Genomic DNA, 13,400 nt, shown 5'->3' with positions numbered 1-13,400 from the left:
GCGCTTCTTAATACGGTGTGTTTATCGATAAATGGCGACTATTTCGCCTCCCTGTCTGGAGGTTAAACAAGATAAAACGTTTAACCCAGATAATATGAGTGATATGTCACAATTACTGATCCTACTTCTGTATTAGAGTAAATCATTAGATTAAACGTTTAACTTGGCTTGTTTATCCGCGGGTATGACCATTAAAAAAATCACAATTACCGATGTGGCTAAGTTTGCCGGCGTCTCAGTGGCGACAGTTTCATTAGCTATAAGTGGCAAAGGGCGTATCTCTGGGGCAACCGCTGACCGGGTCAATCAGGCAATCGAACAGTTAGGTTATGTGCGTAACCGCCAGGCGGCACAATTACGCGGTGGTGAGTCCGGCGTGATTGGCTTGATTGTGCGCGATATCGGCGATCCGTTTTATGCCGCAATGACAGCGGGTTTAAGTGAAGCAATTGAAGCTGAAGGAAAATTGCTGTTTCTGACGCAAAGTGGTCGCGAGGGCAAAGGTCTATTGCGCTGCTTCGATACCCTTATCGCTCAGGGTGTTGACGGCTTGGTCCTCGGCGGGGGAGCCAAACGTGAGATGGGATTGCAGGAGAAGGCGGCAGAGCATGATATCCCATTGATTTGCGCGGCACGGTCGAATGTGTTGGAAGGTGTGGATGTCGTGCGCCCTGATAATATGCAGGCGGCTAAAATGGCCACTGAGTTTTTGATTGGCCGTGGTCACCGGCAAATTGCCTACCTTGGCGGGCACTCGCATTCATTGACGCGGGCAGAGCGCTTGGGAGGCTTCTGCGCCACGTTGGTTCAATATGGCCTGCCATTCCGTTCTGAATGGGTGGTTGAATGTGACGGGCAACAGCAGGCGGCGGCAGATGCGGCAGAAGAGCTGCTACGTTATCACCCCAATGTCAGTGCCATCATTTGTCATCAGGCATCAGTGGCATTGGGGGCTTACTTTGGTATCTTACGCACCGGTCGGACTATTGGTAGTGCTGGTGTAGACACCTATCTGGATCAACAAGTGGCACTGATTGGTTTTGGTGACGTGCCGGCAGCCGAATTAACCGAACCACCACTCACCTTTATCACCAGTTCCGCCAGAGAAATTGGTTACAGTGCCGGGCAGCGGTTACTCCAGCGTATTGCCGGTGTTGACCTGCAACTGCAAAATGTCATATTACCGCCGGTGTTGATCCGCCGAGGGTCTGCTTGATCATGCCTGATCTTGGGGGTTATTCATTAACGCCAAAGCATCGACATCGCCCGCGGTAATCAGATGCAGGTTGCGGCTGATATCTTCTATCGGCCAGTCCCACCAAGCAATAGCCTCGAGTTTAGCTATCGTTACTGGTGGGAAGCGGCTCTTAATCACGGTTGCCGGGTTGCCCCCCACAATGCTATAAGCCGGTACATCACGCGTCACTACCGCTCGTGATGAAATGATGGCACCATTGCCGATGGTCACACCTGGCATGATAAGTACGTCATAACCAATCCAAACATCATTTCCAACGCAGGTATCGCCTTTATAGGGCAGTTCATCCATTGATGGCGTGACGCGCTCCCAACCATTGCCAAAAATATTGAAAGGATAAGTCGAAATACCTGAAATTTTATGATTGGCGCCATTCATGATGAATTGAACCCCGCGTGCCAGCGCGCAGAATTTGCCAATAATCAGTTTGTCACCAATAAACGGGTAGTGATAGAGCACGTTGCGCTCGAAGTTTTCCGAATCTTGTGGATCGTCGTAATAGGTATAATCCCCGATAATAATATTCGGGTTGTTCGTTGTATTTTTGATAAAGCAAACCTGCGGAAAGCCTAGCATAGGGTGCTTGCCGTCGGGGTTGGGGCCGGTCATAAGTTTATCTGTCATTGCAACCTCCTGCGTACTGTTTGGATCCAGAGATAAAAAAACGGAGCCATCAGGCTCCGTTCTATGTGTTATTACTGCGACTTATTGCAACAACTATTGTGCCGGAACCGCAGGTTCTGCTGGGGTTGCTGGCATCTCTTCTGGTGCGCTGCCGGTGTCTTCTTCAGCAGGTGCCCCGCCAAACATACCAAACAGGCCAACAAACTCTTGCAGTGACATTTTCTGGCCATTCAAATTGACCTGATTATCAGCAAAATGGAAGCTGCTGCTGATAACATCATCTTTGGTGGTGGTCAGTTTAAACATCTGACCCATAGCGGCAATGCCTTGAACCTGTTGTTGTGCCAGCTTCTGAGCTTCTTCCGGGCTGTAGCCTTGCAGGCGTGCGGCCTGGGTCGTCAACTCAGTTGCCATTGGCATCGGGATAGTCAGGGTTGCGTCAACTTTCTTCACTGACTGTGCTAACAGGGGTTCTGCACTTGCTTTAGTCTGCGCCGGATCAACCAAGTCGATATTCAGGGTAAAGGTACTTTCCCCTTTAGCGTTTTTCCAGCTCAGTGGCGCAATGCTCACGGTTGGATTGCCTTTTAACAGCCCTGGAAGATTGGCAATTAACATCTCAGTCATTTGCTCTTGATAGGCAACAGGATCGAGATTTTCACCAGCCTGAACGGCTTTCAGCACTTGTTGATTATACGCGCTGGTGAACTGCTTCAGGTTTTGGCCATCAAGCTTGTCAAAGGCAAAGGCTAATTTACCGGAACCGAAATCATTACCCTGAATTTTTAATGCATCGAGGGTGTAGCTCAGTTTGCCGTTCAGGTCTTTATCCGTTTCACCCAATTGGGTATTAAGGTTAAAGCCAACCAGTGTTGCCATCTCTTTGCCATCAAGACTGAAACCAATTTGCTTGATAGCGACTTGCTGATCACCAATGCTGAGATCAAATTTACCCATTTTGCTGTCACTTTTCAGCGTCAGGCCCTGCACGCTGAATTGTTCCAGTTGGTCCCACTGATTTTTGCTGGTGAAGATGATATTCTCGCTGCTACCACTCATCTTCACATTACGCATATCGCGCGAAACATCGGCATCAATGGTAGCACCAGAGAATTTCATGCTGGTGGTATTTTGCTGATAGTCGATAGGAATAAAGGTAATGGCGGAAGAGGTATCACCGCTGTATGAAATGCGTGAATCCGCAGTAAACGGTGATTGGCCCTTGGTAACATCAAATAGCTTTTTCAATGCAGGGGTATTGGCAAGTTCGGTATGTACCGATGCCATGCTCGGGATCAAATTGAATTTCTTCAACTGCGCGAACGGGAATGGGCCGTGATCGATAGTTTCGATAAACGCGATTTCATCACCGTCTTTTAACGCTTTTTCACCCACGACACTGCTATCTGCTTGCAGCACATAGCGAACCTGGCTACGGAACAAACCACGTTGGTAATCTGTATAGGCGAGTTTGACACCGGCTTTAGGCAGCAATGTTCTGATCTGCCCGTTTGCGGTGTTAACCAGCTCGCCCATCCGTTGTTCAATCAGTTTGCCGGTATACCATGAGGCTCCAGTCCATGCTGCGCCAAGTACGACAATGACGCTGACAGCCACTAACGATTTTTTCATTGTTCTGTTCATCCTTTTCTAATACACCAAATTCACTATGTTGAACGCGGTAATGAGTTGCTGGTGAAAAACCACCCAAGAGAATGCCTGAAAAACAGTATTCACCAAATTAATATAGGCATAGATTAACCGGACACAAATATTATTGCGACGATAACTATCCTGAAACGGCAAGTGCGAGTTCTGCGTAATAACAAAACCCCGTCATTGCGACTATGGAATCTATCTATCACGACAGCAAAAAGCCAGTTATTGACAACAAAATGAGTGACTTCGTTCAGTCTGCGTTGTAAACACGCGCAATAGAGCCAATTCCTTGCACTGTAACCGGTGATTCATTCGCCGGGATAAAACAGGATTCGCCTGGTTGTAGTGTTATTTCCTGCTGCTGTTTTTTCAATACCGCCTGACCCTGAATACAAAACACAATTGCCGCACTAGGTTGTGCCAACACTTGAGTCTCGGCCGTTACTGTATGCAGTGAAAAAGCAAAATCCTCAACAGGGATAGGGAAGGCCAGTTCATTGCCTTGCTGTTTTGGCGTGGTCAGCAGAGTATCAGCCGGTTTGGGGATAAATTGCAGATTGGCCATCAGTTCGGGAATATCGATAAACTTGGGTGTCAGGCCCGCGCGTAATACGTTATCGGAGTTTGCCATCACCTCTAGTGCCACGCCGTGGAGGTAGGCGTGCGGTGTTTCAGCATACAGGAACATGGCTTCACCCGGTTGCAGGGTCACGACATTTAGCAATAAGGGGGAGAACAAGCCGCTGTCATCAGGGTAAAAACGCGAGATACTGCGGATGGTATCCCAAGGCTCACCTAACTGGTTATTTAAGGCTGCTTTCAAAATCCCCAGCGCGAGCGTTTTTGGGTCACCAGCCAAACTCAGCAAACTGGCAAACAGAGCCGCTAAGTGTTCAGTATCCGGTTCGCGCAGGAATGCGGCGATATCGGGATGCGCTGCCGCCAAGGGGTGGAGTAATGCCTGAATATCTTCCAGTGTACGGAAACCATTCATAGCCTGAAAGGGTGTTAGCGCATAGACCAGCTCCGGCTTATGGTTGGCATCTTTATAATTTCTTTCGCCGGCATCCAGTGGGATACCCGCCTGATTCTCTTTGGCAAAACCAATTTCGGCGGCGGTTTTACTGGGATGAACCTGAATCGATAACGGTTGTGCCGCACAAAGTACTTTGAACAGGAATGGTAGCTCACCAAAACGGTTGAAAACATCATGGCCCAGATTAGCATCGGGATCTTGTTCGATCACATCACGCAATGAATGCCACTGGCCGTTAGCATCTGCCACCTGTGAGCTGCTCTTCGGATGCGCGCCCATCCACAGTTCAGCCATCGGTTTCCCCTGTGGATTTGCTATGCCATAAAGCTGAGTGAGGGCGTCAGTACTGCCCCAAGCGTAGTTTTGCACTGCATTCTTCATCTTTTGCATATTTACATTCTGCCGTTTGTTAAGGGCCAAATTAAGGGTTACACACAAATCAGTTATTTTATATGACTAATCGCGCCTGGCCCTGCCGCCCAATAAAATTGTCCCTTAGTAAACAATGGCGCTACGGGGGTTGCAAGTAGTAATCGGAGGGTGGGGGGCCAATTGAACGAAAACGGGCACTACCGCCGTTTAATGTCGCGAAGAGGGCGTAACATCGACGCCCCTATTTAGGAACGTGAGAAAACCGATAAGGTAAATACGGCGAAAATCACCGAGCAAAAGATAGCGCTTGCCCTTGCCATCCAGTGGTACGCAGGAATTGTTCCCAGGTTAAACTGGCCGGATTTACTTGTCGGCTCCAAAGCAGATCTCGCTCTTTACGGAAGTAACCGTACTCTACCGTATACTCAGCCATACCGATTACCTCATCCACTAATCCCCCAATGCTGGAAAATGTGGGGAAGTGTTGACATAGCTCCTCACGTGTAAACGCCGAGCTGTAGCGGGCTTTTTTCCCCGTGACACGGCTAAACGTTTCAACCATCTCTTTGGGTGAAATGATCTCGCCGATAACAGGCAAAGATTGGCCCGCGTACAGGTCCTTATCATCAAAAATCGCTAACACCGCTGGGCCGGTCGCTGTCAATGGGTCGACAAAAGGTGCGCAAAAATCTTCAGGTAGATAGAGAGGAAAGACTAAAGTATCTCCTTCCATTCGTGGCTGATAGAACTCAAGTAGATTAGTGTAAAAAAACGCCATGTAGATAAATGAACTGGTGACGGGCAGTGTACGAATGTAGCTCTCAACCCGGCTCTTATCGGTAAAGTGTGGCACCCACTTTTTCCCTTCGGTAATCTTTTCTACGTTTTCCAGACTAGAGAATACAATATGTTTTACCCCCGCTTCGACGGCGGCATCTGCTATTTGTTTACCTAACGCTGTTTCGTGTGTTTCCGCGTGGCTTGCCTGCGGCGTGATAGCGGGCGTCATCAGAAACGCGCCATATGCCCCTTTAAATGCTTGAACAAACGTCTCTTTATGGCCCAACTCTAGCGGCACTGCCATGAGTTCTGCACCCTGAAGCGCCAGCTCTTGCGCTTCAGGGGAATCTACCCGCCGCGTTAACGCGCGTACTCGGTAGCGCTGACTCTCTAGTAGCGTGCGCACCACACTACGCCCTTGTTTACTCAATGCTCCCACCACTGTGATGAGTGGTTTGCTATTCGATAACATCAACTGTCTCCTGATCATCCCTACAACATGAACTTGCATTATGATGACGGCTGAGGGATAAGAGAAATCGATTGTTTTATATTAAGGAATCCACCAAATGGATACCACACGGATAGACCTAAACCTGTTGGTCACCCTGGAAGCTTTGCTTGCTGAACAGAATGTAACGAAGGCCGCAGCGCGACTTAATCTCAGCCAGCCCGCAGTTAGTGCGCAACTGAATCGCTTGAGAGAGGTATTTGACGACCCTTTGCTGGTTCCTGCGCGACGGGGGATGACGCCGACTGCAAAAGCGCTGGAGTTACTTACTCCGCTGCGTGCGTCTTTGGACCAACTGCGCCGCACGCTGCAATCGCACAAGGATTTTTATCCCGAGCGGGCTCAACTGACGGTCACCATTGCTGGTACTGACTACATACAGGCTGCGGTCGTCATGCCGCTGGTTTTGGCCTTACGGCAAAGATCACCGGGGGTCCGCATTGCCGTTCGTCACTATAATCCGAGCCAGTTGGAACAACAGTTGGCCAGTGGCGAGGTTGATATAGCGGTTATTACACAAGGTGCCTATCATGCGCGTCTAAGAGCACGCCATTTGTTCGATGAAACTTATGTACTCATCGGGCGGAAGGACCACCCGGGGCTTAGAGACAAGTTAACAATGGCAGATTTTAGCCAACTAGAGCATGTCATTGTTTCACCTTCTGGGGGCAGCTTCACCACACCAATAGACGATGCTCTGGCGGCATTCGGATTTCAACGTAATGTTGTTATGTCGGCAGCGTCATTCCTTTTTGTTCCTGAGATAGTCGCCACTAGCAACCTTGTTGCTTTAATTCCACGGCGATTGTGGCAAGTGCAGGGGCAGCCGGATCGATTCACGATGGTTGAGGTTGGCTGGCTTGCGGAGCAATTTGATGTCAGCTTAGTTTGGCATGAGCGCAGTCATAATCATGCTGGCCATGGTTGGATCCGAGATTTGATGGTTGAACTGAGTGGTCACAAGGATGAGTGTGCTAATTAGCAGTGTGTTTTAGCCGCCGGCTCGTTATGAGAATATTGATCACAAAATGATATAAATGCGAATCAATCGCATAAAGGTGACAGCAAATGTGCCATGATAGTTGTCATGTCGCCAGTGAGACTGGTATGACATACCTCAACCGTTCAGTTCTACATGCTAAGGAGACCGTGATGGCGACCACCCGCAGTGAAAAAGACTCTATGGGGCCTATCGATGTACCAGCAAATCAATTATGGGGCGCACAAACCCAGCGTTCACTGGAACATTTCCGTATCTCGCAAGAAAAAATGCCGACGGCACTGATCCATGCTCTGGCACTGACCAAACGGGCAGCGGCGCAGGTCAACATGGATTTAGGGCTACTACCAGCCGAACGGGCAAAGGCCATCATGCGCGCCGCAGATGAAGTTCTGGAAGAGTGTCATCCGAGTGAGTTTCCACTGTCTATCTGGCAAACCGGGTCTGGTACCCAGACCAACATGAATATGAATGAGGTTTTGGCGAACCGTGCCAGTGAGTTGTTAGGTGGCGAGCGCGGAAACAATCGGTTAGTGCATCCTAATGATGATGTGAATAAAAGCCAAAGTTCAAATGATGTCTTCCCAACGGCGATGCATGTTGCTGCGGTTATCGGGTTGCGGCAACATCTGTTACCGGAACTCAAAACATTGCAGGAGACACTGGCACACAAAGCGGACGCCTTTCGCGATATCGTGAAGATTGGACGGACGCATTTGCAAGATGCTACGCCATTGACCTTAGGGCAGGAGATATCAGGCTGGGTGGCGATGCTATCTCACAGCGTGCAGCATATTGAAGCGACTATTCCTCATCTGTGTGAGTTGGCGTTAGGGGGGACGGCAGTAGGAACCGGGCTGAATACGCATCCAGAATATGCCGTGCGAGTAGCCAAAGAGATTGCGGCGCTTACCCATCAACCATTTATCACTGCGCCTAATAAGTTTGAGTCATTAGCGGCTTGTGATGCATTAGTTCATGGTCATGGGGCTTTAAAAGGACTTGCGGCTTCATTGATGAAAATTGCCAACGATGTGCGCTGGTTGTCCTCTGGCCCTCGCTGTGGCATTGGTGAAATCGCGATTCCTGAGAATGAACCGGGCAGTTCAATCATGCCTGGCAAAGTGAATCCGACACAGTGTGAAGCCATGACGATGTTATGCGCACAGGTTATGGGTAACGACGTGGCCATCAATATTGGTGGAGCATCCGGTAATTTTGAGTTGAACGTCTTCCGCCCGTTGGTGATTCATAACTTCCTGCAATCAATTCGTTTGCTGGCCGATGGTATGCGCGGTTTTAATGAACATTGCGCGGTGGGTATTGAGCCAAATCGTGACCGTATAACGCAGTTACTGAATGAGTCTTTGATGTTAGTTACCGCGTTGAATACCCATATTGGTTATGACAAAGCTGCCGAGATTGCCAAAAAGGCCCATAAAGAAGGGCTTACACTCAAAGCTGCCGCCTTGAAATTAGGCTATCTGACCAGTGAACAGTTTGATGAATGGGTCAAGCCGGAAGATATGGTTGGCAGTATGAAATAACGGCCAGCCAAACAAACGATTAACGCCGGTCCTTATGACTGGCGTTTTTTACGGATAAAAAACCGGTGTTATCAACCGTCAAACTCAGATCTCCGTTTTCTATACGGCAGCTACTATCAGCAATACAACTTGTCTAAAGGAAACATCGATGGATGAGAACCATAAAGAATTCAGCAGGGGAAGTTTTATCGTTACGACAGACAAATCTCGCTTCGATATTCATGCTATGCACGCATTTTTAACATGCTCTTCCAAAAGACTGGTTTTCAGGCGATCAATCGTCACGACTTTGTATGGCAGATAAACCGTCCAGATATCTATCTTAAAAAATGTATATGAATTCGTTATGGTTATTGCCCGTACTGGAATTGATCTTGGCAACGCATTATTTATTCAACGTCGATATACAGATGCAGCCTTGGCACCAGTAACCGCAGAGGTTTGGCATCCGGCTTATATTTATGCTTAATTTGGTTGATATCGTAGTCTATTAACTCACCTAACTTAGGCAATTCCGCCGCTGATTGTGCCTGGAAAAAAGCAATTAACGGCATAGGGCAGGGGTGTTGCACTTGCTTTTGCTGTTCCTGATACCAGACTCGCGCGATAGGCTGCACTTTTACCGGCCGCTTAATCTTCAGGCGGGTATTTTCAGGTAAACGTTTTACATCATTAATTTCCAAGCTAATTAATTCCATCCACTGTTCGCGGCTAAAAGGCGGCACCGCGCGCCCGGCATTAAGGCTTTTATTCAGTTGAACTAAGATCTCTTCACGGGTGACATTCTTAATTATATGTTTGTTGGCCCAGCCGAAACGCACAGAACTAGGATTGATGAGTGGAGTAATGGTGCGGTAAGTATTTAAGGTAATCAGACCATGCAAATGGGTATGCACAAACTCGAAACGTTGCTCACTCGGTAAGCCAGACTCGACGGTAATGATATGTTCCAACTCACTTTTCAACTGATTAATCTGAGCAATAGTATTTTCACATTCCCCCAGTTGCCTATCACTCACGCTGAAACACAGTACCCCGGGTAAGCGCAGGGCCGCTTTACTGCTCGCATTTTGCCCCTGATGATGAATAAATAACCGCTGGTAATGTTGTAACCCCAGTTCTTTTGCTTTATTACCGACTTTTGCAGTAACGCTGATTTTCTCAATAGGTTGATGTTCGGTACCTTTTTCAATTTCAGGCAGCGAAAATACACGGGCTGCGAGTAGGGGGAGCGCATTAAGTTGCTGGTGGAGATTATCTAATGCAATTTCCAGTGCAGCAAAACTGCCATTCATTCGTTCAATCAAATCATACTTGGCCATTATCTTTTCCAATTAAGCTGATTTTAGTTACAACATACATTATGTCATATCAATAAAAACAGCACCATGAAAGCCTGTTGTTAACTTTAATAAAGGGAATATCTATACGTAATGGTAAAAGATTCACTAGATAGTGGGGCATAAATATAATGCCCATACCGATAATCAGGTTAAGTGCGCTAACACAATTTTGGTGGCCGCAGCTAAAACGTCACGGCGTGGCTCTGCTTCTTTCTTAAGCTGCGTAAAGTAAACCACTAAAACCAGTGGCGCGCCCTTAGCCGGCCACAACACCGCGACATCATTTGTCGTACCGTAATCACCACTACCGGTTTTATCACCAATAACCCAATCAGTCGGCGCACCTGCACGGATAGTTGCCGCTCCTGTGGTATTTCCTTTTAACCACAAGGCTAACTGCTCCCGTTGCGGTGCAGCGAGGGCATCTCCCAGTACTAACTTGTTTACACTGGCTGCCATAGCCGCAGGTGTTGTGGTATCTCGAGGATCATTTGGCAAAGCAGTATTTAACTCAGGTTCCCAACGATCCAGTCTGAATGTCTGATCACCAATACTACGGGCAAACTGGTTAACCGCCTCGAGTCCCCCCAACTGTTTGATTAACAAATTGGCTGCCGTGTTATCACTATACTGAATAGTCGCTGCGCACAGTTCTGCAACCGTCATCCCTTGTGCTAAATGTTTGCGCGTAATCGGTGCATAATCGAGTAAGTCACTTTCACGATAAATAATGTGTTTACTGAGTAGATTTGGCTGAGATTGGCTATGACCCAACACTGCGGCGGCCAACATTAATTTGAAGGTACTACAGAATGGAAAGCGCTGGCCGCCACGATAGTGAACTTTGGTGCCCTTGTCGGTATTGATTAACGCCAATCCTAAACGGCCATTTGACGATTTTTCAAGTTCAGCGAGTTGATTATCTAATGACATTTTCGCCCCAGCCGCCCAGGATGGTAGTGTAAAATTGAGCAATGGCACTGTGAGACCAGCTAATAATAGCGAACGCCGCAACGGTGAATGTCTCATTCATGAATCTCGCAAGTGGGAAGAAAAATTTGCCTCTAAACATATGGCGCAGATAGGCAAATTGTTAAGAATTTTCATCAGGCAGTTTACAGTAAGTTATATCAAATAGGGGAAGGGAAAAATTTAAACAATGCCGCATATCGAGGAAATTGATGCCGTGTTACATGCCGCAGGCCGCGATAAACAAGGCTAAATGCCATTCAAAGTGACATATTAGCCTTGTTGGGGGCAGGTAGCTCAAATATTAAGCCAATGCTTTAGCTTTCAATTGCTGGTATTCGCTTTCAGTTATCGTGCCTTCATCCAATAATTTCTTGGCATCAGAAATCTGTTCTGCTGGTGATTTCCCCGCAACCTGGCGGATATAATCATTGGTATCAGATACCGACTTCTGTACCGTAGCGCGATAACGCTGCGCCATGCCTTTCCCTCGGGTAATGAGATACAAAAGAGACGTGAGGAGCGGGATGAAAAGCAGAAATACAATCCAGATTGCTTTATAAAAGCCGCCTAACTCATGATCACGGAAGAGGTCAGAAATGACTTGAAATAGAATCAGTAAGTAAGCAATAAAGAAGAAAATTGAAAACGTTGTTACCAGTATGTCCCAAAGCGTAAGAAAGTGACTTGCCATATGTTCTCCTGAAAAAATAAATTAAGGAAATATTTTTCGTAAAATCCCTAAATACGTTAGATACTTAATTTACACGCTAACTAGCAGTAATCCTGTATTAAGTTTCATATTAATAATAGATACATAGGCGACAGGACGTCAAATTATAGTTTGGCGCCCAATAGATCTTATCTCGATAATTAAAGATTAAATTCGTGCGGCTTCTGGCAATTTACGTAATCGCTGCCCGACATACAGTGCTAGCAGTAGCAGCGTCGCAATAAACCCCACCACCCCAGTCCAGCCTAAATTAAGCCAGAAAATGCCCCCCAATGTTCCCGCTACGCTAGAACCGGCATAATAGCAAAATAGGTAGAGTGATGAGGCTTGAGCTTTAGCGCGACGAGCGCGGCGCCCAATCCAACTACTGGCAACCGAGTGAGCAGCAAAGAAACCGGCTGTAAATATCATCATGCCGAAAAGAATCGTAATCACCGGGGGGAAACTGGTAATAATAACACCGGCCAGCATCATACTTATTGCGGCTAATAATACCGGCCCACGACCATATCGGCTGGTGAGCGAACCTGCTTTCGGTGAACTATAAGAACCCGTCAGATACACTATCGATAATAATCCCACCACTGCTTGACTCATATAATAAGGCTGAGCCAACAAGCGGTATCCAATGTAATTAAATAAGGTGACAAAGCTGCCCATTATCAGAAAACCTTCGGCAAACAGCAGTGGTAAGCCTGGGTCACGCCAGTGCAGCTTGAAATTAATCACCAGTGTTCTAGGGCGTAACGACGTTGGGCGGAAATGTTTAGACGGCGGGAGAATTCGCCAAAACATGCAAGCGGCAGCTAAAGCAAACAACCCAATAACCGCCAGTGCAATACGCCAGGAAAAGAAGTCACTCAACACCCCCGTCACCAGGCGGCCACTCATCCCTCCAATGGAATTGCCGCTGATATACAAGCCCATGGAGAGTGCGACAAAACTTGGATGAATCTCCTCACTGAGGTAGGTCATGGCCACAGCAGCAACGCCGCTTAAGGACAGACCAATCAATGCCCGCATCAACAAAATCCCTTGCCAACTGGTCATAAAGGCACAAATTAAAGTACAGATAGCCGCCAGCATTAGCGCAACGACCATGACCGACTTACGTCCAATGGCATCGGAAAGTGGACCGGTAAACATCAGGCCAAACGCTAACATGCCGGTGGCGGCTGAAAGCGATAAGCTGCTGCCCGCAGGTGAGATATTAAAGTCTTGAGATAACAGTGGCAGGATGGGTTGTACACAATAGAGCAGGGCGAATGTAGCTAATCCTGCTGAAAAGAAAGCCAGTGTCACACGGATAAATTCTGGTGTACCACGTTGAATATATGGCCTTTTAGTTAAACGTGTAACCTCGGGAAGCGGAACTAACGAAGTTGCACCATCGTGTGCTGCGGATGTCGGCGCTACGGTGGTCGTAGTGCGCAAAGAGGTGGTCACGGTATTTCCTTATCAATAACCCAATTAAAGACTGTCTGTTTCGATTTAGCCACTATTTAGCTTAATGAGAAGAGCATAGAAATAGCTGAGTTTTTTGTCTAATATATTAATTATTATAAATG

The 13,400-nt window shown here is 47.5% G+C and carries 11 protein-coding genes; 3 read left to right on the top strand and 8 right to left on the bottom strand.

Annotation, left to right across the window (positions count from 1 at the left end; translation table 11 throughout):
• Window positions 1-184: 184 nt before the first annotated feature.
• Window positions 185-1,216, top strand: a complete 1,032-nt coding sequence (malI, locus tag V1953_RS10200) for a Mal regulon transcriptional regulator MalI (RefSeq protein WP_083158862.1) — start codon at window positions 185-187, stop codon at window positions 1,214-1,216.
• Here malI and vat(F) read toward each other — a convergent pair whose 3' ends face one another.
• The 4 genes from vat(F) to V1953_RS10180 form a co-directional block, all read right to left on the bottom strand.
• The gene (gene vat(F), locus V1953_RS10195; RefSeq protein ID WP_372569175.1) at window positions 1,217-1,882 is read right to left on the bottom strand and encodes a streptogramin A O-acetyltransferase Vat(F); all 666 of its coding nucleotides are present in this window, start codon (window positions 1,880-1,882) and stop codon (window positions 1,217-1,219) included. It abuts the gene before it with no gap.
• A 93-nt stretch (window positions 1,883-1,975) separates the two neighbouring features.
• Entirely contained in the window at window positions 1,976-3,514 is a 1,539-nt protein-coding gene (locus tag V1953_RS10190; RefSeq protein ID WP_442850872.1) for a YdgA family protein, read from the bottom strand.
• 277 nt (window positions 3,515-3,791) lie between these two features.
• The gene (gene manA / locus V1953_RS10185) at window positions 3,792-4,967 is read right to left on the bottom strand and encodes a mannose-6-phosphate isomerase (RefSeq protein WP_442820894.1); all 1,176 of its coding nucleotides are present in this window, start codon (window positions 4,965-4,967) and stop codon (window positions 3,792-3,794) included.
• Between the two features lie 268 nt (window positions 4,968-5,235).
• Window positions 5,236-6,201: an NmrA/HSCARG family protein gene (locus V1953_RS10180; RefSeq protein WP_083158858.1), complete on the bottom strand. Its 966-nt coding sequence runs from the start codon at window positions 6,199-6,201 to the stop codon at window positions 5,236-5,238.
• A gap of 97 nt (window positions 6,202-6,298) precedes the next feature.
• Here V1953_RS10180 and V1953_RS10175 point away from each other — a divergent pair, with 97 nt between their 5' ends.
• A complete protein-coding gene (locus V1953_RS10175) occupies window positions 6,299-7,222 on the top strand; it encodes a LysR family transcriptional regulator (RefSeq protein WP_442850871.1) in 924 nt (307 codons plus the stop codon).
• A gap of 170 nt (window positions 7,223-7,392) precedes the next feature.
• A complete protein-coding gene (fumC, locus tag V1953_RS10170) occupies window positions 7,393-8,787 on the top strand; it encodes a class II fumarate hydratase (protein WP_442850870.1) in 1,395 nt (464 codons plus the stop codon).
• A 389-nt stretch (window positions 8,788-9,176) separates the two neighbouring features.
• On the opposite strand, the gene tus is transcribed toward fumC, so the two are convergent.
• From tus to V1953_RS10150, 4 genes are all read right to left on the bottom strand, one after another.
• Window positions 9,177-10,109, bottom strand: a complete 933-nt coding sequence (gene tus / locus V1953_RS10165) for a DNA replication terminus site-binding protein (RefSeq protein ID WP_442850869.1) — start codon at window positions 10,107-10,109, stop codon at window positions 9,177-9,179.
• 165 nt (window positions 10,110-10,274) lie between these two features.
• Entirely contained in the window at window positions 10,275-11,159 is an 885-nt protein-coding gene (bla, locus tag V1953_RS10160) for a class A beta-lactamase (RefSeq protein WP_442850868.1), read from the bottom strand.
• Window positions 11,160-11,403: 244 nt separating this feature from the next.
• On the bottom strand, window positions 11,404-11,793 hold the full coding sequence (locus V1953_RS10155; protein ID WP_083158851.1) for an SHOCT domain-containing protein: 390 nt from the start codon (window positions 11,791-11,793) through the stop codon (window positions 11,404-11,406).
• Window positions 11,794-11,979: 186 nt separating this feature from the next.
• A complete protein-coding gene (locus tag V1953_RS10150) occupies window positions 11,980-13,278 on the bottom strand; it encodes an MFS transporter (RefSeq protein ID WP_083158850.1) in 1,299 nt (432 codons plus the stop codon).
• Window positions 13,279-13,400 lie beyond the last annotated feature (122 nt).

Origin of the sequence: Yersinia sp. 2541 StPb PI (genome assembly GCF_052217145.1) — a bacterium.
In the GTDB taxonomy this organism is placed as follows: Bacteria; Pseudomonadota; Gammaproteobacteria; order Enterobacterales; family Enterobacteriaceae; genus Yersinia; species Yersinia enterocolitica_E.
The sequence above is the reverse complement of the archived record's forward strand: the minus strand, read 5'-3'. Positions and strand labels throughout refer to the sequence as shown.